This window comes from Octadecabacter antarcticus 307 (assembly GCF_000155675.2).
Classification (GTDB): Bacteria; Pseudomonadota; Alphaproteobacteria; order Rhodobacterales; family Rhodobacteraceae; genus Octadecabacter; species Octadecabacter antarcticus.
This window is the reverse complement of sequence record NC_020911.1, coordinates 1,818,528-1,841,311: the sequence shown is the minus strand read 5'-3', so window position 1 is coordinate 1,841,311 and position 22,784 is coordinate 1,818,528. Positions and strand designations below refer to the sequence as shown.

The 22,784-nt window shown below is 51.4% G+C and carries 23 protein-coding genes and 1 pseudogene; 8 read left to right on the top strand and 16 right to left on the bottom strand.

Annotation, left to right across the window (positions count from 1 at the left end; all coding sequences use genetic code 11):
• Positions 1-41 precede the first annotated feature (41 nt).
• Both OAN307_RS09435 and OAN307_RS28915 read right to left on the bottom strand, forming a co-directional pair.
• Positions 42-245, bottom strand: coding sequence for a helix-turn-helix transcriptional regulator (locus OAN307_RS09435; RefSeq protein WP_044043490.1), 204 nt, complete (start codon positions 243-245; stop codon positions 42-44).
• 95 nt (positions 246-340) lie between these two features.
• On the bottom strand, positions 341-1,357 hold the full coding sequence (locus OAN307_RS28915; protein ID WP_015499541.1) for a hypothetical protein: 1,017 nt from the start codon (positions 1,355-1,357) through the stop codon (positions 341-343).
• 432 nt (positions 1,358-1,789) lie between these two features.
• Between OAN307_RS28915 and OAN307_RS09425 the strand changes: the two genes are divergently transcribed.
• Both OAN307_RS09425 and OAN307_RS09420 read left to right on the top strand, forming a co-directional pair.
• Entirely contained in the window at positions 1,790-2,143 is a 354-nt protein-coding gene (locus tag OAN307_RS09425) for a CidA/LrgA family protein (protein ID WP_044043468.1), read from the top strand.
• Positions 2,140-2,856, top strand: a complete 717-nt coding sequence (locus tag OAN307_RS09420; RefSeq protein WP_015499474.1) for an LrgB family protein — start codon at positions 2,140-2,142, stop codon at positions 2,854-2,856. Before OAN307_RS09425 ends, OAN307_RS09420 begins: the two co-directional genes overlap by 4 nt.
• A gap of 220 nt (positions 2,857-3,076) precedes the next feature.
• Here the strand turns inward: OAN307_RS09420 and OAN307_RS09415 are convergent, their stop codons facing one another.
• Positions 3,077-3,499, bottom strand: coding sequence for a GFA family protein (locus OAN307_RS09415; protein WP_044043488.1), 423 nt, complete (start codon positions 3,497-3,499; stop codon positions 3,077-3,079).
• A 157-nt stretch (positions 3,500-3,656) separates the two neighbouring features.
• On the opposite strand from OAN307_RS09415, the gene OAN307_RS09410 reads away from it, so the two are divergent.
• Positions 3,657-4,289, top strand: coding sequence for a tyrosine-type recombinase/integrase (locus tag OAN307_RS09410; RefSeq protein WP_044043485.1), 633 nt, complete (start codon positions 3,657-3,659; stop codon positions 4,287-4,289).
• Positions 4,290-4,430: 141 nt separating this feature from the next.
• Here the strand turns inward: OAN307_RS09410 and OAN307_RS25190 are convergent, their stop codons facing one another.
• Together OAN307_RS25190 and OAN307_RS09395 are read right to left on the bottom strand one after the other, a co-directional pair.
• The gene (locus OAN307_RS25190; protein WP_144055551.1) at positions 4,431-4,817 is read right to left on the bottom strand and encodes a hypothetical protein; all 387 of its coding nucleotides are present in this window, start codon (positions 4,815-4,817) and stop codon (positions 4,431-4,433) included.
• Between the two features lie 1,115 nt (positions 4,818-5,932).
• A complete protein-coding gene (locus OAN307_RS09395) occupies positions 5,933-6,229 on the bottom strand; it encodes a hypothetical protein (RefSeq protein ID WP_015499538.1) in 297 nt (98 codons plus the stop codon).
• A 392-nt stretch (positions 6,230-6,621) separates the two neighbouring features.
• Between OAN307_RS09395 and OAN307_RS29885 the strand changes: the two genes are divergently transcribed.
• Positions 6,622-6,861 carry a hypothetical protein gene (locus OAN307_RS29885; RefSeq protein ID WP_044043483.1) on the top strand — a complete coding sequence of 80 codons (240 nt, stop codon included), beginning with the start codon at positions 6,622-6,624 and terminating at the stop codon, positions 6,859-6,861.
• 356 nt (positions 6,862-7,217) lie between these two features.
• Here the strand turns inward: OAN307_RS29885 and OAN307_RS27880 are convergent, their stop codons facing one another.
• Entirely contained in the window at positions 7,218-7,403 is a 186-nt protein-coding gene (locus OAN307_RS27880) for a hypothetical protein (protein ID WP_144055550.1), read from the bottom strand.
• Positions 7,404-7,457: 54 nt separating this feature from the next.
• On the opposite strand from OAN307_RS27880, the gene OAN307_RS09385 reads away from it, so the two are divergent.
• Positions 7,458-8,720 (top strand): SulP family inorganic anion transporter, encoded by a 1,263-nt coding sequence (locus tag OAN307_RS09385; protein ID WP_044043482.1) that lies wholly within the window; start codon positions 7,458-7,460, stop codon positions 8,718-8,720.
• A 402-nt stretch (positions 8,721-9,122) separates the two neighbouring features.
• On the opposite strand, the pseudogene OAN307_RS09380 reads toward OAN307_RS09385, so the two are convergent.
• A pseudogene (locus OAN307_RS09380) lies at positions 9,123-9,395 on the bottom strand (tyrosine-type recombinase/integrase); the annotation flags it as partial.
• Between the two features lie 134 nt (positions 9,396-9,529).
• Between OAN307_RS09380 and OAN307_RS09375 the strand changes: the two are divergent.
• Genes OAN307_RS09375 through OAN307_RS09365 form a run of 3 tightly spaced genes read left to right on the top strand, consistent with a single transcriptional unit; the run spans position 9,530 to position 11,858 of the window.
• On the top strand, positions 9,530-10,330 hold the full coding sequence (locus OAN307_RS09375; RefSeq protein WP_015499535.1) for a phytanoyl-CoA dioxygenase family protein: 801 nt from the start codon (positions 9,530-9,532) through the stop codon (positions 10,328-10,330).
• An 8-nt stretch (positions 10,331-10,338) separates the two neighbouring features.
• Positions 10,339-11,007 (top strand): amino acid ABC transporter permease, encoded by a 669-nt coding sequence (locus OAN307_RS09370; RefSeq protein ID WP_015499534.1) that lies wholly within the window; start codon positions 10,339-10,341, stop codon positions 11,005-11,007.
• Positions 11,008-11,048: 41 nt separating this feature from the next.
• Positions 11,049-11,858 carry a transporter substrate-binding domain-containing protein gene (locus OAN307_RS09365; RefSeq protein ID WP_015499533.1) on the top strand — a complete coding sequence of 270 codons (810 nt, stop codon included), beginning with the start codon at positions 11,049-11,051 and terminating at the stop codon, positions 11,856-11,858.
• A 201-nt stretch (positions 11,859-12,059) separates the two neighbouring features.
• On the opposite strand, the gene OAN307_RS09360 is transcribed toward OAN307_RS09365, so the two are convergent.
• The 9 genes from OAN307_RS09360 to OAN307_RS09320 all read right to left on the bottom strand — a co-directional run bounded on the left by OAN307_RS09360 (position 12,060) and on the right by OAN307_RS09320 (position 22,509).
• The gene (locus tag OAN307_RS09360; RefSeq protein WP_015499532.1) at positions 12,060-13,139 is read right to left on the bottom strand and encodes a tyrosine-type recombinase/integrase; all 1,080 of its coding nucleotides are present in this window, start codon (positions 13,137-13,139) and stop codon (positions 12,060-12,062) included.
• Positions 13,140-14,223: 1,084 nt separating this feature from the next.
• Positions 14,224-14,652 (bottom strand): hypothetical protein, encoded by a 429-nt coding sequence (locus OAN307_RS09355; RefSeq protein WP_245541013.1) that lies wholly within the window; start codon positions 14,650-14,652, stop codon positions 14,224-14,226.
• A 21-nt stretch (positions 14,653-14,673) separates the two neighbouring features.
• Positions 14,674-15,816: an SAVED domain-containing protein gene (locus OAN307_RS09350; protein WP_015499530.1), complete on the bottom strand. Its 1,143-nt coding sequence runs from the start codon at positions 15,814-15,816 to the stop codon at positions 14,674-14,676.
• A complete protein-coding gene (locus OAN307_RS09345; RefSeq protein WP_015499529.1) occupies positions 15,816-16,340 on the bottom strand; it encodes a Mov34/MPN/PAD-1 family protein in 525 nt (174 codons plus the stop codon). Before OAN307_RS09345 ends, OAN307_RS09350 begins: the two co-directional genes overlap by 1 nt.
• On the bottom strand, positions 16,330-18,048 hold the full coding sequence (locus tag OAN307_RS09340; RefSeq protein ID WP_044043479.1) for a ThiF family adenylyltransferase: 1,719 nt from the start codon (positions 18,046-18,048) through the stop codon (positions 16,330-16,332). The genes OAN307_RS09345 and OAN307_RS09340 overlap by 11 nt, the downstream gene beginning before the upstream one ends.
• A complete protein-coding gene (locus OAN307_RS09335; protein WP_015499527.1) occupies positions 18,048-19,289 on the bottom strand; it encodes a nucleotidyltransferase domain-containing protein in 1,242 nt (413 codons plus the stop codon). Before OAN307_RS09335 ends, OAN307_RS09340 begins: the two co-directional genes overlap by 1 nt.
• A gap of 303 nt (positions 19,290-19,592) precedes the next feature.
• Positions 19,593-20,312, bottom strand: a complete 720-nt coding sequence (locus OAN307_RS09330) for a hypothetical protein (protein ID WP_015499526.1) — start codon at positions 20,310-20,312, stop codon at positions 19,593-19,595.
• A gap of 87 nt (positions 20,313-20,399) precedes the next feature.
• The gene (locus OAN307_RS09325) at positions 20,400-20,756 is read right to left on the bottom strand and encodes a hypothetical protein (RefSeq protein WP_015499525.1); all 357 of its coding nucleotides are present in this window, start codon (positions 20,754-20,756) and stop codon (positions 20,400-20,402) included.
• 211 nt (positions 20,757-20,967) lie between these two features.
• Positions 20,968-22,509, bottom strand: a complete 1,542-nt coding sequence (locus tag OAN307_RS09320) for a phospholipase effector Tle1 domain-containing protein (RefSeq protein ID WP_245541012.1) — start codon at positions 22,507-22,509, stop codon at positions 20,968-20,970.
• Between the last annotated feature and the right edge of the window lie 275 nt (positions 22,510-22,784).

Sequence of the window (22,784 nt, the reverse complement as noted above, 5' to 3'; positions counted from 1 at the left end):
AGTGCGAACACCGTTGTTCGCTAGGGACTCGCTTTGGTTACTCATGACGATTTCCCCACTTCTTGGGCTACGATCCAGGCCCTGACGTCGGACGGACGATAGCGGGCACACCGACCAATCTTGATCAGCTTGGGGCCCTTCCCATCGATCACGCATAACTCGAGAAACCGCTTTGTTACGCCAAAGCGCTCTTCGACCTCGTCACGGCTCAGAAGCCGTTCATCATCTCTGTTTTTGCTGCTCATTTTTGAACTCCACATGTAATAGCATGCAGACCAAGTTCAGCATTTCGGCGAGTCGGATAATACCTACGGGAACAGATACCCCCTTCCTGTTTCGGCTAGGGGATCAGTCCTCTCAACCTTTCGATGCTGATATATCTCTCTCCAGATTTCCGTTTTGCGCCCCTGTTGCGCACATTGCTGCCTACATATGCCTTGCCTGCAGCGGTTTTCGACATTCCAGAGCGCTCGACTGCTACGGCGACCATATCATCCGTGCGAGCGAGCTTGTCCTCCTTTTCCAGGGCCTCAGAAACTCGCTCCATCCACAAACGGGCGTTAGTGATCAACGCACCTTTGTCCCGGTGATCGTTAAACATCAGTGAGAGGTCGGCAGAAAAGACAAATTCCGGCTTTCTGCTGCGCTTATTGAGTGCTTCAAATGCTCTTTCTGGCTCAACAAGACGTTCGATTCCATTGTGCAACTCTGAGACCAAAATACGTGACTGTTTGAACGCCGATCGCTTTGTGTCCTCAACAATTTCAAGAACCTTTCTAAATCGGAGCTGGAACCTGACCCACTCTGGACCCACATTCTTGTATTGCCATGGTTCTCCCGGATCTGGGAACTCTGAGCGTCGACTCCAAGCATTTGGCTTGTTCGCCTTGGGCAGCCTTCCCTGTCGAACCTCAGCGAGCCCACGTGCCGCTCGCTCTTCCTCCGAAAGAGGGGGCTGGTGCACTTCAGTATGATTGATTGCATCCAAGCGGTGCTTCCAAATTCCTTCTACTTGGGCGTAAACATTTTTGGTGCCGTCATTCGTACGGAAGAGCCGATCAAGCAGCTCCTGTTCAAGCTTAGCATGGGGCCGCCAAGATACCGTTCGGCCAGCCACGAGGTTCTGCTTAATCTGACCTTTAAACAGTCCTTCTTGAACTTTATTCAATTTATCGGGTGCCGTCCGAGATGGACCGAGGCGGTCAATGTCGCCTGCCAGATATTCAATCAATTTGATGATCGCAAATGGTGGTGAGGGCTGGTCCAAAACTAGCTCAGCGCTACCTTTTTTAATCTGGACCAGTGCGACGTCATCTTCCGTTTCCTCAAGCACTCCCTCTAGTCTAATTAGGATCATCGGCACAACCTTTTGTCAAACTCGTTGCAAACATCCTGCATGGCTGGCCGCAACGCATCAAGTGCCGGTCAAATTAAGCGCTGTCCCGTTTCAAAGAGCCGCTTGAAAAGCGTAAAATTTCAGAACGGTTCAAGGAGATCGCATAAATCGTGCCAGTTGGCCAAATCCCTAGCGGATGGTGGAACCTTATGGTCAAAAATCCTCCACGATCTGCTCAGGCCACTCAGCGTATCTCTTCTTAAGTTACAGCGACACGATCTGTTTGGCGTATTGGGTAGTTTGAGGCCACTGCCACTGTTGGACTGATGGTGCTGGACAACTCTTGCACAGGCGCGCCGATCTCGTGCAGCCTCAGAGCGAAATTTTTCCATTGGTTCTGAAAAGTGTTTGGCGTCAGAATGATTTAGATTATTACTTAAGGAGAGAAAACGAATGCTCCATACACTCGGACTGCTCTTGGGCTGTCAGCTTTTGGGAGAAGTGACTGCGCGGGGCTTTGGCCTCCCAATGCCAGGCCCGGTTCTGGGTCTTGCCCTGCTCGTGCTGATACTCGCCACAATGCCCACACTCGCAAAACGGCTAAGGCCGACCACCACAGTCATCTTGGCGAACCTGTCTTTCCTATTCGTGCCTGCGGGTGTCGGAGTGATTGGCAACTTCGAGGTTTTGTCGGCAGACGGGATTGCACTGCTGGCTATCCTGACCCTTTCGACGGTGCTCTCCATGCTGGCTGCTGTTGGAACGTTCATTGGCGTTCGGCACGCAACCGAAAGCTGGGCCCCATGACAGACGTCGCAAGCCTTTGGAGCTACCTGGCAACCTCACCGCTGATTTGGCTCACCACTACGATCCTCGCCTATCTGGTCGCAGATGGGGTGGCGCGGCAGTTGGGCAACCCACCCTGGGCCAATCCCGTGCTTCTGTCGGTCCTCTTGATTGCACCAGTGCTCTGGCTGACACAGACAGACTACACGACCTATTTCGAGGGTGCCCAATTCGTCCACTTCCTGCTTGGTCCTGCGACGGTGGCGTTGGCTTTACCGCTTTGGGATAATCGAGACACAATCCGGACCTCGGTAGCGCCGATCGTGCTGGCTTTGCTCACAGGCTCGATCGTCGCGGCAGGCTCGGCCATTATACTGGCGCGTGCCTTTGGTCTGCCGATGGAGGTCCTGCTGTCATTGGCGCCAAAATCTACTACTGCGCCCGTGGCTCTCGGCATCTCTGAAGCAATTGGAGGGATTCCGGCGCTGACAGCAGTGTTGGTCATTATGACGGGGATCATCGGGGCTGTGACGGTCACACCTTTGATGAATTTACTGCGGATAACCGACTGGCGGGCGCGAGGTTTTGCCGTCGGTGTTGCCGCACATGGAATTGGGACGGCCCGCGCATTTCAGGTAAACCCTCTGGCAGGGGCCTATGCTGGCATCGCCATGGCACTGAACGCTCTGCTGACAAGCCTGATCGTACCACTGTTGGTGCGCTGGCTGGTTTGAAAGCCTTACAACTCAGTACTCGAACAGGACATGCGGCGACGCAGCATAATCTTGCCGGAAGCCCCTACTGCCAGATCGACGTGAACGGCCCAGAGCTGCCGTTCACGTCCACCTCAGGATGCTGCGGTGCGGCCCGTCGAACCGGACTTTCATGCATTTTGCAGCATTATTTCTGACTGCAACGTCGGTGTGCGGACTTAGCGACCGAACCTACTGTCATTTATGATTTTCTAAAGCACAGGAAGCCAGCTATGAGCGGCCCCGAGGCGGCGTCTGACGGATGGTTGATGCCGTCATTCACCACAACTTCCTTGAAGTCGAACGGGCTTACGCCTTCAAGGCAAGAGACATTGATACCAAACTGGTTCGGGTTAGAACGGCGTTGATGATGTGTGTAAATTCCGCAGACTGAGCAGAAGAAGTGTTTTGCCGTTTTTGTGTTAAATTGGTAGAGGGTTAGGTCGCTTTCCCCTTTCAAAAAGTGGATTCCGTCCAGTTGGGCAGAGGCCGCGATTGCTCCTCTCATGCTACAATAGGAACATGAACAACGGCGAATTGTATTCAGTTCATCAGTAAGCTGAACCTCAAATTCTACTGACCCACAGTGGCAGGATGCTAAGTGATTTTTAGTTCTTTTTTCCATGTCAATAAAACCTCTTTTCCCAGTTCCAGCCAACTGTCCAAACAGTGTGAAATGGGCCCGAAGCCGACCTCAGATGCAGTGCAGCATTTCATGATATGATGCAGTGTCAACGTCGGGTTGTCGATATGGGAGGGCATGGCGGATCGTAGGAACTGTCATGCAAACACCAAACTTACCGGCCATTCGCGCACTTCGCCCCGCTTGGAACAAGGGTCGCATCGTTGGCCAGAAACGGCCGCTGAAGCCCAAACATGTCTGGGCGATCCGTGTCAGGCTGGAACTGGCCGGGAACCATCGCGATCTGGCTCTGTTCAATATGGCCATCGATAGCAAATTGCGCGGCTGTGACCTTGTGCGGATGAAAGTCGTCGATGTCATGGCGTCCGGACAGATCAAAGAACGAGCATCGGTGCTGCAAAGCAAAACCCAAAAGCCGGTCCAGTTTGAAATTTCCGAGGGAACGCGCGCCTCCATAGCGAAGTGGATGAAGGATCCGCTGATGGTTGGGTCCGAGTATCTCTGGCCTGGACGTTTTCACGAGCGCCTTCATATCTCAACGCGCCAGTATGCCCGTATCGTGCGGGATTGGATTTCGTCCATCGGGTTGGAGGTGACCGCCTATGGGACCCATTCAATGCGACGCACGAAGGTCACTCAGATTTATCAGAAGACGGGCAACCTGCGCGCCGTGCAGCTTTTGCTGGGGCATGCGAAGATGGACAGCACGGTAAGATACTTGGGTGTTGAACTTGAAGATGCGTTGGCAATTGCGGAAGCTATTGAAATCTAAATGTTAGGGACATTCGACAAGAACGGCCCACACCTGCCGTTCAGTGACTTTCAAATTCCTGCAGCGTAGCTTCCTCATTGGAGACATTCGCTGTTCTGCAACAATCTCATTGCGGTTCATGGCGGCCCATTGGCCTTACCCTCAGGTGTTCCACATTAATGCTGCGAGCGAGAAAATACCTGTCAGAAGCAAGGATGGCCAGCCAATATGTTTTCCTTTGCTGGCAACCAGATCGAACACACCAATTGCAGTGAAGCTAATGCCAACGCTCAAGAAGACAACTTTAGCAAGATTAGTGGGCTGAAAAGTGGCTGCGTAGAGAATTATCGCCAGAATTACCCACATTACAGATGTCAGATGCCATGCAGCACGAAGAACGCTCCGCCCGAATTTATGCTCCAAAATCCGATTGCCGCGTTGTTCAAACATCGGGCGAAGCAAATAGACTTCTCCTGCGATTGAATGAATGATCCCCGTAATAATCAGCATCAAAGCGCTTCCTACAGCCAATAATTCAAATATAGACATACCCATGGTTCCCTATCGTTTTAGCCGCCGCACGGTTGACCACAGGAGTAGACGCGCGTAAAATTTGTGAACGCCGTGAAATATGCGAAACGACCTACCCATTTTAGGCTTTCCATTTTGTCCTGTTTCAACAGGCAACACCGCAGATCCGAAATAAAGCTTGGATGTATGGGCAACGGTTTGGTCAGACACAACCATAAGCCAGCTACGTATTGGGCCACTGCCTACTGACATTATCAGTTGGTTGTCGTCACGTGCGTCAACTTTCCATAAGGCCAGACTGTTGCCTGACCCTGATGCCAAGTTTGCAACGTCATCATCTGTCGAAGGCCGTGATGCGAATAGGCCCAATAGTAATCTCTCCAACCGAAAAACGGGAGTATTGAAAAAAGCTAGAATGAAATCAGACAGTGTAACGTCCTGCGATATCTCTGCAACGAAACAATCCGTATAGCACCCCGCTTGTATTTCGTAGGAATTAATCAATCCACCATCCGGTATTGCCGCAGCTTTTACTGAAAACATTAGAACCTCCAAGTCTATATATACTCAGCCAACCGCCTGCTGTGATTAGGCATCTCGTGTGCGCGCTTATGGACAAGCCAATATATGCAACACTAACGATAACAACAAACCCAATCTACGGTGGCATGACCAATATGTTTCCAAAGCGAACGATGCCGTAAAACACAAACAGGCCCGCGAATGAAGTTATGTATTAATTTGGCTCCGGCGGTGGGGATTGATTGGATGTTAAAGTAGATATAAATCAATATTTTAGATGTAGGCTTGTATGATTTGTGTACCGAATAATGACACTTCCTATGTCGCAGGAGTAGGGTCGGCGGGTCTCTCTAAGCGAATAGATTTTACTGAGATCAACAGCACTAAGGGCTAAAACGACAAGCAGTCATCCCACTGTATAAGTGTTGTCACCCACAGCCTTACACTTTGGACAGGTGGCCCGCTGTCGTATCTCATGAGTTGTCATATCTTCATCTACCACAAGTATGAGATTTGCGACCTCATGAATGACTACATGCTTACACAAGGCGCAGGTAATACTGATTTTTTTACGGGGTATGTTTCTTAGTATTGTGGTCATATTTGAGGGTCTAATCGTGCTCCCCATCACCACGGCGACCTGATCCACGCGCAAACAACGTCGGTTTTTTCGCGGCAGTAGTATAAGTTGCTACCGTGATTGCCGCTGCGGCTATTAAGACCGCATGACCAATTATACTTGCTGCCAGCATGGTATAGCTTCCGATTGCAACGGCAAAAGTAACAGCCCACATGAGCGCAAGTGCCTGCAAAACATAATGCCGCACAGCAACATCTGGAATGTGACGAAGTGGACTTACTTCAGCATTAAATATGAAGTTCCATCCGTAAACGACTTGCTGTCTCATTTTGTATCTCCTTGTTATCAATCAAGTTGCATGTGCGGCGTGATGCAAACGATTGACTAATCTGGGTGTACTTAGCAGCCTATTATCAGCCTTATCTAGAGTCTGTAGTGGACGTGTGGGCTGTATGTATCTGACACTAAAGGTCTGGACCTGACAAGCAATCCTTCCACGAAAAATTTTCGTGTGTACTGGGATAAATCGACATCCCTTTTTGTTAATTACGAAATGAAGCTTCAAGCCTCCGATATGGGCCGTCTCTGTTCAGGCTGGCAAGGTGTGCAATCACCGAGCCAGCCCTAACCGACACCTGAGCAGCATACCCAGGAATGGCTATGGCCGGGCTAACATGCAGTGTGCGGGCCGTGCAACTGCGTATAGAGAGCCGCTTGTGGATGGAAAAATTAGAAGACCAGTTAGGCATCTGCATCAAAAAGCTTGTGGAGCACGGCTGGCTGGTTCGCGGGACTGGGCGGCAGATCGTGAATGGGGTCAACAGCATGACATTCTGGCGTGTAGTTCTTCCGGGAACGCGCAGGATTGCTGTTGGCGACAACCGATGGACAGGAGAGTTCATCAACAAGCGCACCATGATGACAAGGGGCCCAAGTCATCTGCGTGATGGGAACCTTTAGATATCTGTACCAAAAAGCTAGTGGAGCATGGCTGGCTAGTGCGTGGGACTGGGATACAGGTGATCGGTGGGTCCAATAGTCAGACGTTTTGGCGTGTCGTGCGTCCGGGGGTGATAGCATGAATGGGGCTGCTACTGCAGGTGTCTGGGTATGCTTTGAAAACGCGATGGAAATCCTCCTGATTGTCGTGCCTGAAAGCGGTCGTGCATCTTCGCAAGGACCCTTGCGAGGGTCTTTGCCGCAAATGCCGCAAATGCCGCAGCCACAAGCGCCTGCACGCAGAGTTTTTACGAGGCGGGGGAGGAGGTCGTAGCTGGCGATTTTGGCATTTTGAGGGATGCGATGCGGCGTGATTTTCATGTGCTGCGCAGGAAGCACCTACATCGTCGCGTAGTATTGTTGCTATCGGCCCAAAGCTGCCACTCACCGATGTGTCCAATGCCGCGCCGCAGCTGCACCAGCCCAGCCATCCGTGCATCTCGCAGCAATTTCGAGGCTTCATCGTCGATGTGCCGGACTTTGCTGCCGTTTGCTTCACCCATTCGATTGTCAGCTTTGGCGATGACAACGAACCAACAACGACCTAGCGTCTGTGCATGAAACCTAAAATCCTCACAACCTTACCCAGCTACACAAGGGCGCTATTGGTTCAAGACGCAATAGCGGGCGTGACGGTCGCCATGGTTGCCTTGCCACTTAGTCTTGCTATTGCCATTGCTTCCGGAGCTGATCCTTCAAAAGGCCTCATAACAGCCATTGTTGCTGGCTTTCTGATCTCGCTCTTTGGGGGCAGTCGAGTGCAGATTGGCGGCCCGACGGGTGCCTTCATTGTCGTTGTCTTTGGAGTGGTTGCTGAACACGGTTATGACGGATTGGTTTTAGCCACATTCATGGCAGGCCTCATTTTGCTTGTTGCAGGATATTTCCGAGCGGGAAACCTTATTCGACTGATACCAGAAGCGGTCATAAATGGCTTCACAATCGGGATCGCTATCATCATCGCGACAAGCCAGATCAAAGACCTACTTGGTCTCACGGTTGATGTGGTCCCAGTGGAGTTTATTGCAAAGATTGAAGTGCTTTGGGCCGCGCGGCCCACTTTTTCGGCAGCGTCAGTGCTGATCGGCTCTGCTACTATGATCTTGATCGTGCTGTTTCGCCGCGCTGCGCCAAAACTACCTGGGCTAATCGTTGCAGTCGCCGCCACGTCAGCGATCGTCTCATTGGCGGATCTGCCGGTTGACACAATCCAATCGCGGTTCGGTGATCTTCCCAACACCCTGCCTTGGCCCGCGATTCCCGAGATAGGTTTCGACAGAATCGTTGAATTGTTGCCGTCCGCGTTGATCATCGCGTTTCTTGCCGGTGTCGAATCCTTGCTGTCTGCGATGGTGTCCGACCGGATGATCAATGGCAAGCATCGCCCAAATGCCGAGCTCTTGGCGCAGGGAGTCGCAAATATCGGGTCGTCCCTGTTCGGTGGGATGCCTGCAACAGGGGCGATTGCCCGCACTGCGACCAACATCCGGGCCGGTGGCAAAACGCCGGTGGCTGGATTGATCCATGCGCTGACAATTTTGATCGTCATGCTTTTGGCATCAAAGCTTGTCGGATATCTGGCTATGCCCGCCTTGGCGGGGCTGCTGATCTTGACCGCCTGGAATATGAGCGAGCCGCACAAGTGGGGAAGCTATGCGGCTGAGCGTAAATCCGACGTGTTTCTTTTGATGTTAACTCTGCTTCTGACGGTTTTGGCCGATTTGACCGTCGCGATCGGGGTCGGTGTGGCATTGGGCCTTGCTTTGCGGATGTTCCGCCGCGAGGTCCCCCCTTCCGAGTGGTCCGACCCAGAGCGTTAGGTTACGAAACACTCTGCACATTTTGGGAAAGCTGCCTTTGGTGCGCTCCGCAGCATCATGCAATTTGGGCTCTGACCAGACCGCCGCAGTGCAGAACCGCAGCGTGTTTTTGCTTCCTTCTGAGGGGCCGCTTTCGGTGTATCCCCCCATCTGGTTCGCGCCTGCAGCTAACGGCAGCTCTCCGCCCTTCATGACAAAATATGAATGTCGCAGCATCAGTCATTCCAGTCTCGAAGTCGACCTTCGCTGCATTGGGCACAAGGGTCCACTTAGGTCCGCACAGCGGGCATCTGGATAATGCACAGCGAACGGCGGCTGTGATCCCAAACTATCAATTGCTACGCATGCCGCATTTTGATGTGCCCAGTTGTTTGACGCTAGTGCCGTTCGTTTCTGACCGTCTCAGTTGTCGATGCGACCCAAAATTTCGGCGCACGCAATCTCCATCGATGGACGCAATGCATCCAACGACGGCCGCGTATATCGCTGCCCCGTGATCGACAGCGGCGTATGACTGAGCAGTCGTCCTACAATTTCTTCCAGCACACCTGCTTCCATCGCAACTGTCGCAAATGTCCGGCGATGCATATGCGGATTATACTTGAGCCGTTCCGGCCTTGTGATGTGGCCGGACTCTGACTTTGGTGACGGAAAGACCCAGTCTCTGCTCAGGGGACCAGTTTTACGCCGTGATCTGGTCCCTTTTTACTCTGCGATTAACCGTCAACTAAAAAAAACTCCGACAAATTATAGGTTTGCCCTACGTAAAGTGGCATCTACAATTGATTATCTAAGCTTGGAGAAAAGTTATGTCATTGAGCAACCTTGATGCGCCCCATGTCGCCGAAAATTTTCTCGCGCATCGCTTCTACGCCCCAGTTCCCATTCTCACCCAAGAAGAGGCGACTGAGGTAGTTAATGCATTCCAACAGTTTGAGCTCGATAGTTTGGCCCATCTTGGCAAAGTCCATCGGTTCAAGGCCCATCTGCTTAGTCCCGATCTTGCCCGGATCGCCACGCACCCTCGGGTGCTTGCCGTTGCCACTGCCATCCTTGGGCCTGATGTGCTCCTTTGGTCGTCAGATTTTTTCGTAAAGCCCGGCGGATCTACAGGGTACGTGTCTTGGCACCAAGACAGCACACATGCTGGGCTAGATCCGACCGACGACATCGTAAACCTCTGGCTTGCCTTGACGCCAAGCAAATCGGCGAGCGGATGTTTGCGAGTTATTGCTGGTACCCATGATGCCGGGCAACTTACTCATACAAACAAAGAAGACGCCGACAACATGCTATTCTTTGGTCAGACAGTTGATGTAGAGAGTGACAGTGTCGCACTGCCGCTTGAAGCCGGAGAGGCTTCCTTGCATTCAATGCGGATAGTGCACGGATCTGAGCCAAACCGTTCGGATGGGCCGCGAATTGGCATGGTCTTACGCTTCATCCATCCGTCTGTGCGTCAAACCAAGGCGCGCGACAGCGCAACGCTTGTTGCCGGTGTTGACGCGTTCAATCATTTCGATCATGAACCAATTCCCACAAGCCACTTTGCATCCGATGCGATTGCTGCTTTTAAAGACGCAATTCGCCGCCCTTCTGGCCTAGGCTGAACTCTGTAATGGGCTGGACACCTGAGACGCTTACGGCGGCCATAAGCCGGATTCCTGGTTTTATAGAGGCAGCCTGGATTGCGTTGATCATCGCCGTTGCAGCTATTATCCTGAGTTGGATAATCGGTTTGGGCGTTGTTCTGGCTGGGCGTTCAAAACTCAGGATTTTGCGTACACCGGCGACGATTTTCATCTGGTTTATTCGCGGCACTCCGACACTAATTCAGATTTTCATGATTTATTTTGGGCTGCCTCAGCTTGGGCTGGGCCTTAATCCATACGTTGCTGGGATTCTCGCGCTGGGGCTGTCCGGTGGCGCTTATGTGGCGGAAATTTTGCGATCTGGATTTAACGCGATTCCCAATGGTCAGTTTGAAGCAGGGCGCAGCTTGGGCCTACCAACATGGGCTATCTTATGGTTTGTGGTGCTACCCCAACTTCTAAGGATTGTTGTACCAGCGCTAACCAACGAAGCGATGAACACCCTTAAAAACACCTCACTATTGTCTGCTATCACGATCGTCGAAATTACTTTGTATGCAAAGCAGCAGATCGCAAGCACCTTCCGCCCGTTTGACTACTACATTCTTGCGGCCATATTCTACTTGATTTTAGCTGAAGCTCTAAACCAGTTCGCTCGTTGGCATGAGCGTCGCTACCCCGCCCTAAGTAAATGAGCCCGGCATCGCCGGGTAAACCACCTGAAAGGAAAGAAGACATGACTTTAGACAGACGCCGTTTCGGCCAATTCACTCTCGCAGCAGCGCTCACCACGACATTTGGGGGGCTGCGCACTGCGTCTGCAGCAGAAGACCTGGGATTACTAGAACCAGGCACTTTATCGAGTGCTACAGAAGGTACTTTTCCGCCATTTAGCTATTCAAACGGCAGTGAGTTGCAAGGTTTCGAATTGTCCATTATTCGTGAGATAGCTGCACGCTTGGACTTAGAGCATAAACCAGTCATAATTTCTTGGGACTCAATCTTGGTTGGCTTAATGTCGAACCGTTATGACATGATCTCGAACCCCATGGGCATTACAGAAGAACGCCAAAAATCTGTCTTTTTCTGTGATGCGTGGGTTGAAAGTGGCGCACGTATCGCAGTGCGGAACGATGATGCCGCCGCCATCACCGATGATTTGAAGGGCCGTAAAATTGGTACAATCGTTGCCTCAACCTTTGTACCTTTGGCTGAGGCACTGACAGACGATGTGAAGCTGTATGGATCAGACCCCGAAGCCCTTCAGGATCTAATCAACGGTAATATCGATGGAGCCATCGTCGATGGCATTGGCGGGGCCTACGCGATTAAGACTGGAAATTTACCGCTAAAGCTAGTGGACGGCTTTCTTGATAGCTATCAGATGGGCTGGGCGGTGACAAAGGCACGACCCAATCTTGTGCGTGCGATCAATGGAGCGCTTAGTGAAATGGTTACCGATGGAACCTATGCCCGCATCGCAATGGAACAGATCGGTATCGTTCCTATTCCACGGGATCCAATTCGCACCGTCTTTGAGGGCTAAGTTGGCCCATGTTACACAAATCAGCTATTGGGCGGAACTCACCCTTCCCCTACCCCTGCAAGACTTGTTTGACAGGAATTCCGACAGCGTGACTGCGCTCATCGACACAGTCGCAGAGGTCAATTAGTATCATGAGCCCAGTGGATTAGGCAGCTGTCCAGGATAAGATTGACCTCTGGCATTCAATGATAAAGGTCAGCCTTATCCAACTACTAACCTTTTAGATATTTCGGCGCACGCAATCTCCATCGAAGGCCGCAATGCATCCAACGACGGACGAGTATATCTCTGCCCAGTGATCGACAGCGGCGTATGATTGAGCAGTCGTCCAACGATTTCTTCCAGAACGCCTGCTTCCATTGCAACCGTCGCGAATGTCCGGCGATGCATATGCGGATTATACTTGAGCCGTTCCGGCCTTGTGATGTGGCCGGACTCTGACTTTGGTGACGGAAAGACCCAGTCTCTGCTGAGAGGGCGAAGTGGTGCCAAGATCTCATGGTGCAATTGCAAAATTGGAAGATCAAAACTCCGCCCGTTCTTCGTCATTGGCAGATGAATGTGGTCTTCCTGTATCTGCTCCCACTTCAAGGTGAACACTTCAGTTTTGCGAAGGCCGGTAAACAAAAGCAGCTCGTAGAATACGCGATGGATTGGGTTGGGCAGATCATCAATCGTCTGCCGCCAGTGCTTCAGGTCCTCAATAATCCGCCCGTCCGGCTTATCTTCAAACCATTCAATCGCCATCGTTGGACATTCTGGTAAGTCACAAGTCCGGCGGGCATGATTATAGATGGCGCGAAAGCTGCGAAGAACATGATTAGCTGCCGACGACGATCCCGCCATATCGTGATGACGGCGCACTGTCATCGTCTTGCTGATCTCGCCGAGAGGCAGGCGCATCCAGTCTTTCAGATGAAGCGTAAGCTGGGCGCGCATCCCGATCTTGTTAGTCTCAGAACGCAGCTTTGGACGTGCCAGATACACTTCCATTGCGGCCTCCAACGTGGGCGCGCCAATCTGAGCCGCCTTCCCTGCCCCTCGGCCCATCTCCAAGGCAAACCCAAGCGCCGTTTGGCGTGCGGCCTGCGCTGAGATGATTGGAAACCGACCAATCAGAATACGCTTGGTCTGGCCGCCAACGTCCTTCTGAAAGTACCAGGTCTTCGAGCGCTTCCCCACAAAGAGCACCAGCCCTTTGATCTCAGCGTCCCAGTACTTATCCGTCCCTGCTTTCGCATGTGGCAATTTGTTAGAAAACGTCTCTGTAAGCTTTGGCATATTCTGTCGGCCTTTTGTAGGTAACGCCACGCTACTCTGCGCTACTACATGCAACCTGATGCAAGATAAAAGTCAACAAAAAGAAACAGTAAGGTGCACAGTGCTACTGTACGAAACTCAGAACACTTGTTTGGAAAACTGGGGTCTTAACCATTACACAACGCCCGCTCAATAATCAGTTACTATTTCATAGGCTTGAGGGCGTCAAGATGACTATCGCCAGCGCTGCGAGAGAGGCCACTGTAGGCCCTGCCCCAGACTGAATATAAGGATATATCATGCAGTCTAACTGAGCAGTTGTCTGTTAATCAATTTGTCGTAGGTTCGATCCCTACCGCCGGAGCCAAATAAACCAACAAGATCAGTTATTTGGCAGTCATCTAGGTTATTGGTAAATCTTTTGATATAAGGCTTGTCACTGGATTTGTCACCGGCAAGGCCTCGTTCCATAAAGCTGTATAATTCTAGACACTTAGCATCTCTAGTTTTGCATGTGTGGTGGACCAACTCGATTGCGCAATTGCACCTGATCTGCTGTCAGTGCCCCTTGCCTTTACATAGAGCGGCGCCGTTACTACCCGATGCTGGATCAGATACGACTTGCGAACAGACAGCATCAACTTGGCTCCGAAGCCGACTACAGGCTCATAACCTGAAGGTCGTCAGTTCAAATCTGACTCCCAAAACCAATATAATCTAATTATATCAATGCGCTAACAGCCACCTCAGGGTGGCTTTCGGCGTTGGTGATTTATACGTGGAAGAACGCGGGAGACATAAGTGACTGTGGCGGAAGCGAAACGAACACAGACATGTCACTGTGTTCTAATAAGACCTCGAGCGGACCGGTGATCGCAATGCCGCGAACATCAGCCATGAGCCAAGAGTGATTGATGCTCCACCATGCACACTTTTACACTGAGGGCGGAAACCGGACCTTTGCTGCGAATGCAAAGTGCGGCAATTACATTTGGCAAAGCGGAAGTTCGTTGTGCACTCAGGCTGTCTGAGTTCGAGGTGGTCCTGGTCTTCGAGTCGAATCGGAAGTTCTAACATCATATTAAACCGGTGCTAAGTTAGCCCCCTAATCTGTTTTCCCATCGGAAAGCCATTCAAAAATAGTGTCCTGCAAAAGCCATGGTGATGGCGCACTACAGGTGATTTCAGTCGCACTGTAGGCGACGAAGTGACACCATCCCTCTTCGTCAGATCTCCATTGGCCAACAATTTCGCCGTCTAATAAAAGCACATCGCCACCAGAGATTTCATTGTGGTAGCCGGTCATTATGGTGCCGTCACGGACCATGGATCCGTCATTAACCAATTCGCAGATCGACAGAAATTGGCCAGCGATCGCTTCGGTTGTCGCTCCAGATACTGTGCCAACCTCATAGGCTCGGTATTTCACAGTACCTGAGACTAATGCTTCTGATTGGTTAATCGCAATTTCGCACGAAAGGTCACCACGCCTGATTGTATTAGATTCCGTTTTCCGAGCCTTTTTCAATCGCAAATTGTCTGAAAGGCTTTGGGCCTACGACTTGTCATCAAACGACAAGCGGGAAACAAAACCTCTGTCTCTCACCTGGTCAAATATTTCGACAACCGGATGGACTTTTGGCTGCCATACCCTGCCAAACTCGATTGCGCAGGATACTGGTACAGCAGGAAAAACGGAAAGCCTGACGTCCATTCCATGGGTATTCTTGATCTCATCCAAAGTCGTTCGAACGATTGATCTGTATCGGCTGAGATCACTTTTGTGCCGGATAACACCCTGAGTTTGTGGATCGCTCGATATTTCCCATATCGACACGTCATCGCCGACCGCATCCGTTATTCGCTCATCTGTTATGTGAGATGTCACCGAGAGCTTCAGAGCCACGTGTTTTGGACCTTTCCGACCTTTGGAGCGTAAGAAATTTACCTCAGGCCCGTCTTCGGGCCATCTCCACTGAGAAGGTTCACGATGACGTTCGTATATATCGACATCCGAGATGTCTGAGATAAGGCGACCAAGTTCCATCAGGAGCGGTATAGGAGCAAGGCCGAAAATGGAAAGGTGGCGAATGTCGCCTGTCTCGAACCGACCCCGGACGTTCTGTATAACACCATTTCGAAGTGTTTGTGGCTGTATGCTCCAGTAAGTTTCCTCGCTGTCCTGAAAATACATCCCCCTTACCTTGATCTCCGTCGGTCTCCGTTCGGCTGGGGTCCTTTCTGGCATGATAGCGTCAACACAGTCATCAAAGGGAACGGCCGTTTCGTTTGGGCCAATCGGTGCCGAAAACTGCAGAATGTGGGAACGACTGTCGGGCCCGGAGGACAGCGCCAGTTCCACCCACTCCTCATGCTCTTTCTTCCATTGCAACAAGAGCTCTTCTCGATAATCCTCCCAAGTTTCCTCGCCGTCGATAATCCGATGATGGACATCACACATCAGCATAATGTTTGATGCGTCATCAGACAGCACGTGAGACCGTTTTGGGTGTCCCCTCTTACCGTTGGGCGATGAGGCGACGATGTGGGCCAGATATGCAGCATTGACTTCTGCTTTTCCGGCAATCAGATCGTGATCGAGAGCCTTTTGGCAATTCTTGAATTGGCACCGCCCGGCTGCGCGAGCCCAAACCAGAAGCTTTGTGATTTCGCGCGGTTGCTTCCCTCTATTCGACATCAATTCTGCCCCTCATTTTTGTTTGTTGAATCCATCCCAAGAAGAAATCCGGACTGGTGGTCGTGGTCGATGATCAATTGACTATGTTCAGATGGCATATCACGTTGGAAAGTCGTAATCGTCGCTTCGAGCACTGCCGCACCCAACATCCGAACAATGAGCAATGTGGCGAAAGACGGCCCGCTGTCTTCGACCATCTTCGTCATTGCAGCCACGTCAATGTCGCTCGGGACCGGTGGGAATGTTGGATGAGAATGCCACTCACCTAGATAATCGATGCGCCCTTTTCGGCCCGCGTTCTCGTTCAGAATTTTATCGAGCTGTTCGCTATGCGTAGCTGGCAGGCTGGCAAAGCGATTGTGCGTTCCGACCTCGAAGTCTACCGTGAAACCGATTAACTCGAAAACCCCCGGCGCGAGCTGTTCTGCGGCCAACCATCCGCCGATCTCTCGAATACCACCTCTTTGCAGGCAAGCCCGCATTGCTGTCCAATGTGACGGAGGAATCCTGAGACTAAGAGTCATGCTTGACACCAAGAGAATTTAGAACCTTCTCGACATTGAGGCCTCCTTCCTCGGTACCTCTATCGCCCCATCCGCCATGTAAGCTGTAGACAACAGGGTGAGTGTCAAACGGGTGGTCAAAGATCCAGCCTTTCCGCAGTCCGATGTAATATGCGGGCTCCGGGTGTACTCTCATCTCAGAGGGTGAAAGCACGTCTAAGGCATGGCGAGCCAGCCGGTTAGAAATTGCTCCCACGTCACCGTCGGAGGCGAACAGAGGTTCGTCTTGACCATCACCTTGCACCCCGTAATCTCGCTCATGACCCTCTGGGGGCATTTTGCCCTTGGCGTCGCACCACGCTTGCAGCTGCAAGGCAGCTACCATCGGAGGTGGATCTTCATATGGAACACTTCGCGCCACAAGCCCGCCAATTCCACCGGCGTAAACGCGTGCCCAGACAATAGGCCTCTTCTTTTGTGTGCAGATGGCTGCAGCCATGCGAAACACCCCGCTGTCGGCTGTGGTATCGATCACAAGATCACAGGAGCTAATGATCTCACCAAGCTTTGCAATGCTCTGGACTGTCGATTGTGAAGTCAGGCTGATGCTTAGGGCGGATACTCGTAAACCAGGCTTAATTCGAAGTAGCCTGTGCTTGAGCGAAGTCGCCTTGTGATGTCCGACATCCATCTCGTCGAGTTCGTTGCGTACTAAGTTGTCGGACCATAGGACATCATTGTCGAGCAACATGAAGTGACCAACTCCCTCGCGTGTTAGGCTTGCAGCGACCTTCGAACCAAGAGAACCAGCGCCGATAATGCAGACGCTGGATTTTTGAAACATCTGACCGTGGACCCTGCGTTCTTTCGCGTGTGGCGGTTCGAAAGTATGGAAAAGGTCCATATTCCTTTCTGTGGCCTGATGCTGAACACGAAACAATACCTCTTGTTGGCCGTTCGACAGGACGACCAGCATGTCTTCGGTCTTAGCAATCATGCCTCTTAACCAGCGTGGCAAGAACATATACAACTGTTCTCTTACGTCCTCTGTGGTAAGATCTGGAAGCGTTTGAATGCTGCGTAGGCGATACAACACACCTTGGACCACTTTGCCACCGAATCCAGGACCATCCGATGGGACTGTTAGCCCGGCATCGTAGCCAATGGACGCAACGCGAGCGACTTGAGCTTCGGTTGATCCAATCCGGTGCTCAAGAGTCAGACGGAGCTCAGTGACATGCCCAGCCAAGCGTCTCCTCAAAAGACTGGCGGTTTCGGGAGTCAACATGAACCGACGTGGATATCGCGCAAGCATTGAGGGCAGGTCCGACGGATGGTCACTTTTTACTTCAGATAGAAAATCATCTGCAGGCGTTGCATCCAGAAGCGCCTTGGCACTTTGAACCACATCCGTACTCTTGCAATCCGGATGCCAGTTGTCAGGCCTATACTGGAGGCAAAGCTCACCACCCTCACCATACTGGTGCTGGGAAAGCCGAGCGGTGTCATCTGCCGGAAGCACGAAGGGTGGTAAGTCCGGGAAGAGGGCCGGAAAAATCAGGTGTAGAGGTATGCGCCTGTCCTCGCTCACCAACATAAAAGACCAAGTCAGAAGGCCACTACTGTTCCGACTGAAATAAGCATCCTGAATCCAAACCGAGCTCGAAGCCAGCTCGGTTAGTTCACCGCACTCTTGTATCAACCGCCCTTCTTTGGGCGTGTCGGCCATCAACCGAAACCCTTTGGCTCCGTAGGTCTCCGTTGCTCATCACCAAACACGAGGCCAGGCGATGATGCACCTGCCGCGGCCGCGGGTGCGACAGATGCTGCACGTGATCCTGTGTTTGTCGAGACGCGTAATCGGGCCGCCTCGACAATAGGATCGCCAAGACTCTGTGAAAGTTCATTTAAGACGATGCTTGCGTCACTGAACCCTTGAACTGCTCCGAAGTGTCTGCGGGCAGCCTCAAGCCACTCGAAGAATGCCTCTCCTCGTTCTGGGTGGGTCTCCCAGCGATCGGCAAAGTTTTCGGAGGGGTCCGTCGGATTGGCTATCCAGTAGACGCCGTGCAGCTCCTCAATCTTGACGTGCAGATCTCTTAGTATCTTTGCAATTGCATCAGACACGCGAGCTTCGCCTGCGTATGCGTGGGTCGACAAAGTTGTCAGGATGATGCTGATCACCTTTAGATCTGGATCGTCTTGTTCTGCGAACCACTCGTCGCGGTGCCTTTTCAAAATCATAATGGCAGACTGTAGGGGTGTTCGGACCCGGAACACAGGGACATCCTCAACGCTGGCCGTCACTTTACCCCGTGCATCTAGGAACGCCCTACGACGTTCGTTCAACTGCTCAAGCTGCCTTGACTTGAACCATGCGGCGAAGCCCCGAGGGTTGCTGCCTGGCCAGTCGTCGGTGATGACGTGATATGTGGCAATCTCCTCGCTATCGGTGATCGCGATCGCACCGTCTGCAAGGGCTTCATCCGCACGGTACGATGAGAGCACCGCACGCATGTTTGCCTCATTCGGAACGGCAGGTAAAACGTCCATATGGAATTGCGCACCATCCGCGTAGATCAAGGTACAACACCTTCTAGACTCGCCAACTGCATTCTGAATACCTCGGGCTTTTCGATAGGCCTTCAGCTCATCTTTCAACAGACGACGAAGGTCGGCTTGGCACATATGCCTTTTAGAGAGAGCCTTAAAAGCTACCACGATGTCGAGATCGTAATCTTCATCTGTCGATGCCGGCTTGATAGGTGTTCCGAGCGCGAAGGAACCTTGGATGTAAACATCAGGGTCAAAATCGCGGACTTTTGACTCGTCACGATGCAGAAATTCGCCGAGATCCTTGTATCGCCGTTCAGCCTGATCGAAGCGATCCGGTGGTACTGCCAACTCTTCCGCTAATTTTTCTACCGCTAAGTTGTAACCATATCCGATGCCAACATTCATATCAGTCATAAAAAAATCTCACCTCGAATTACCCTCAACTTTTAAGTGTGTATTTGATAGCAGGTATTCAACCGGTAACTCGCTTTATCGATACAGAGTTCAGGGAGGAACTTCTTCCGTTTCAGTATCTCGTATTTCGTCTTGTAAAATTTTCTCAGCGAAAGTCCGGAATGGTGGGCTGCGCCGCAGCATCCCGTTCTTCCTGTCAAGGTCCGGTTTGGGCCGCTCCAATCGACGTTTGGCCCGGCGATGCTGCGCGGCGGAGAATGGCAGGTGAGAGCCCACTTTGACGGATGACCACTTCAAGAGAAGTCAGCGAACCCGAGCTGCACTGCCAAGCGTCACTTCTTTTATCAACAAACTCAGCCGATGCGAATCTCTCTCGAAACGAGCTTGGAAGTCTTCTGAGTTGATTGGTGCTGAAATGATGTCCGAAATTCGCACATCAGCACTAATGCCTGCTGCTGAAATCGATGCAGAGAAGCCCTTTGAAGTCGCGCTGGAGACCTTTGTCTTTTGAGAGCCCGCCCTGCTAAAGCCAAAACCCAGAACCTCAGCGCTGAAGTCGTAGGTGACATCAACCACCGTCTCAGATGCGCTTTTCGACGCACGTAAGAAGACGACAAACTTGATTAGCACGTCTTCCAATTCGGTCGTGACATAGGCTGTAGCGCCTCTCAATTCGAGCTCTTGTAATCTAGCAATGAACTGCTCAACTTGGACCTCAAATTCCGTGAGCATTTCGGCAGTCTTATCCTGATACAAATAGTTCTGAAAAACCGCCTTTAAGGCCGCCAACTCGGCGCTCAAAGGAACATAAACAGTACCAATCTGTTTTCGCGCGTTCTCTAGATAGGAGTCACTTTGCTCATTTCGTCGTTCCAACCTCAGCTTATGAAGTTCGTCTTGGAACTTTGACTGCGTATGCCATCTGGATACAAAAGCCCCAATTCCGGCACTGACAACAATAGATAGAACACCGACAAGCGCGACAAGGACGGTTGGGTCGATATTTTTTATAACTTCCAACATAAACAAGTCTCAATTCTCAAATACCACTCAGAAAGTATATGCCATTGCCTTAGCGATGTCTGCAACGTCCGGAGACTGCGAGTTCGGTCAGCTCAAGATTTTGTGCTCGCGGCGAATGTCCCCTTCGACGGGCCGCACTGCGGCATCCCGAACCATCGGCCAATGTCGGCAATGGGCCGGAAGCGACGGCGGACAGTTTAGGCCGTTTCCGACAAATGCTGCGTTGCGCACATTTCGACATGAAGGGCGGGAAATGGCTACAAGAAAGCGATCGGTTGCCGACAGGTAGACTGTGTGAGGATACCGAAGCTTTCCGAAGTAGACTCCCTCAATTTCGACGTTTGGGTCGAAGTCGCCGAACAGCCCAGCAACAAGCCATTTTACTGCTTCAACCTCTGCGTCATCCGCACGATCAAGTCCATTTAGATCCACCAGATTGTCCATATGACGTTCTATGTGTAAGGTATCAGCTACTTGTCTCACACAGCGTGAATTCAAACATTACAAGATTTCGCGGGTGCGGCGAAAATCCGCAATGACGGGCCGCGCTGCAGCATCTTGAACAACCGCTTTGGGCCGACATTGCTACCAGCCCACTGCGCATTTAGAATTTCAGAAATGATGGCAGTGTTACCGCTGAAATTCCGATGAAGCCTTAGCTTTTGTCTTTATAGAACTCCGCGCAATCAGGATGATCAACAAGCGTCGTCGGACGATAGGGTGCCACGTCACCCATCTGCCTCACGCTATCTGCTTTCAAGCGCTCTACTACCGTCGGGTGCAGAGCAGCGCCCTTTTTTTCACGCTGCTTCGTAGACCAAGTCATATGCTCACGTAAAAAGTCTGGTACAAAGCTTGGCCAAATATCACGCGTTCTTACAATTTCGTCATGCTGTAAACCCAACGGATCTGGCGATGTGACCAGCAGATCGTCTCTGATTTGTATATCAGTAAGATCTTTTAAATCCTTAAGGCACTCGTGCATTTCATCGACCATCCATTTCAATGCAATGTCTGACAAGCGAGATTCACTTTCAGGATATGAGCCGCCAATATCTGAGTGATTACCTGCAAACCAGACTTGCTTCATCCAGGCCGGATCCAAAGCAGAATTAGCGGTATAGTCTTTTCGTTTACCCCAGCCAACACGCGGAAAACTCTTTCGGGCCTCATCTATGGAAATGGCGTGTCGTGCAAAACGCACGTCAGGATCAAGATACGTGTCGTAATATTTGAGATTCCAAGACGCGAAATGCCAATTCTCAATCGACGCCCATGAAGTCGGTTTCCACCAGCGCGGTTTTGTGGTGCCGGCTTTTTTGATGTACTTGAATTGAGAAGTGACAGCCTCTCGGAACCAGTGAAGAATTACCAGAGTTAACATAACCAACGGAAGCTGCCACCAAAGCGACCAGTCATAAAAAATCGCCCAAAATGTAGTCCCTAAGGCCAATGCCAAACCTGCAAAAACGATCCATTGCATTTTACGCGAACCCAGAGCCGCTACAGTATCAAAGACCCCCACAAAGTTTGGCTGTACGTTGCCTTGATCTTTACCGTCCTTGTCGTTGCAGGAATATTTGTCACGGAAGTGTTTTGCCTTCCTAAGTCGCTCACCATCATAGTCCTTGCGGTTTTTACCTGCCCCATGATTATAAACATAGCGAACTGCATCAGAGGCAATTTTGCGAAGTTTGGGGCCATGTTTTGGAACAGGGGTGTTGCCAGGCATTCGCGTTGGAATTCCGCAGTGATTTAGCACATTGGTCACACAACGTACTGTGTAAGCTCCGCGGCTAAAGCCTATCAGTGAGATTTGATCGCCAGGTTCGTAGGCCGCTATAATGGCTTCGTAACAATCGACAATATTCTCATCTATTCCATTGCCGACCGTAGCTGCGAAAAAGTTTCGCATACGCTTGAAAGTGAGGCCACCTGTTTCGCCTGCGCCTAGGCCAGCGTCGTAGAATGCCACCTGATCGTCAACACGGATTGGCGAGTCTGGACCTGGGCGCATCGCCCGATACATCTTGTAGACATTGGATAGTCTTTGATCAGGGCGAATCCCGCCGACTTGTCCGGTACCATCTGAAAAAATTAAAATGTGCTTCGACATACAATCCTCACTGCTACTATTTGGAATCGCAAGCTCACAAAACTCGATTCGTAACAAAACAAGGACCAATCTAACTGACATAGACCTATTGGCATAGCCGGATGAGCAAGAGGCGATGGCTGGTCGTTGACGATCATGTTCATAGCGTCGCGCCATCTGTCCTTGCGCAATTGATTTGACGGAAATTCACCGGCGCAACCGGCCATCACTGCCAACTGCAAGCCAATCTTTGCGGCACCGATATTATATGGTGGCGACCAAGTGTATGAGGCTTCGCAATTGTAGCGAAAGTCCGGTTTGATGTGCTGAACTGCGGTGTTTAGGATCGACGATGAATGGCAGGTTTGGACCGTCAG

Coding starts and splice junctions, on each gene's coding strand:
- OAN307_RS09330 (WP_015499526.1), bottom strand. CDS start 20,312: ATGTTGGAAGTTATAAAAAATATCGACCCAACCGTCCTTGTCGCGCTT.
- OAN307_RS09350 (WP_015499530.1), bottom strand. CDS start 15,816: ATGTCGAATAGAGGGAAGCAACCGCGCGAAATCACAAAGCTTCTGGTT.
- OAN307_RS09395 (WP_015499538.1), bottom strand. CDS start 6,229: ATGAGACAGCAAGTCGTTTACGGATGGAACTTCATATTTAATGCTGAA.
- OAN307_RS09410 (WP_044043485.1), top strand. CDS start 3,657: ATGCAAACACCAAACTTACCGGCCATTCGCGCACTTCGCCCCGCTTGG.
- OAN307_RS09375 (WP_015499535.1), top strand. CDS start 9,530: ATGTCATTGAGCAACCTTGATGCGCCCCATGTCGCCGAAAATTTTCTC.
- OAN307_RS09335 (WP_015499527.1), bottom strand. CDS start 19,289: ATGACTGATATGAATGTTGGCATCGGATATGGTTACAACTTAGCGGTA.
- OAN307_RS09320 (WP_245541012.1), bottom strand. CDS start 22,509: ATGTCAGTTAGATTGGTCCTTGTTTTGTTACGAATCGAGTTTTGTGAG.
- OAN307_RS25190 (WP_144055551.1), bottom strand. CDS start 4,817: ATGTCTATATTTGAATTATTGGCTGTAGGAAGCGCTTTGATGCTGATT.
- OAN307_RS09415 (WP_044043488.1), bottom strand. CDS start 3,499: ATGGAAAAAAGAACTAAAAATCACTTAGCATCCTGCCACTGTGGGTCA.
- OAN307_RS09345 (WP_015499529.1), bottom strand. CDS start 16,340: ATGACTCTTAGTCTCAGGATTCCTCCGTCACATTGGACAGCAATGCGG.
- OAN307_RS29885 (WP_044043483.1), top strand. CDS start 6,622: ATGGAAAAATTAGAAGACCAGTTAGGCATCTGCATCAAAAAGCTTGTG.
- OAN307_RS09340 (WP_044043479.1), bottom strand. CDS start 18,048: ATGGCCGACACGCCCAAAGAAGGGCGGTTGATACAAGAGTGCGGTGAA.
- OAN307_RS09385 (WP_044043482.1), top strand. CDS start 7,458: ATGAAACCTAAAATCCTCACAACCTTACCCAGCTACACAAGGGCGCTA.
- OAN307_RS09325 (WP_015499525.1), bottom strand. CDS start 20,756: ATGGACAATCTGGTGGATCTAAATGGACTTGATCGTGCGGATGACGCA.
- OAN307_RS28915 (WP_015499541.1), bottom strand. CDS start 1,357: ATGATCCTAATTAGACTAGAGGGAGTGCTTGAGGAAACGGAAGATGAC.
- OAN307_RS09360 (WP_015499532.1), bottom strand. CDS start 13,139: ATGCCAAAGCTTACAGAGACGTTTTCTAACAAATTGCCACATGCGAAA.
- OAN307_RS27880 (WP_144055550.1), bottom strand. CDS start 7,403: ATGGGTGAAGCAAACGGCAGCAAAGTCCGGCACATCGACGATGAAGCC.
- OAN307_RS09435 (WP_044043490.1), bottom strand. CDS start 245: ATGAGCAGCAAAAACAGAGATGATGAACGGCTTCTGAGCCGTGACGAG.
- OAN307_RS09370 (WP_015499534.1), top strand. CDS start 10,339: ATGGGCTGGACACCTGAGACGCTTACGGCGGCCATAAGCCGGATTCCT.
- OAN307_RS09420 (WP_015499474.1), top strand. CDS start 2,140: ATGACAGACGTCGCAAGCCTTTGGAGCTACCTGGCAACCTCACCGCTG.
- OAN307_RS09425 (WP_044043468.1), top strand. CDS start 1,790: ATGCTCCATACACTCGGACTGCTCTTGGGCTGTCAGCTTTTGGGAGAA.
- OAN307_RS09365 (WP_015499533.1), top strand. CDS start 11,049: ATGACTTTAGACAGACGCCGTTTCGGCCAATTCACTCTCGCAGCAGCG.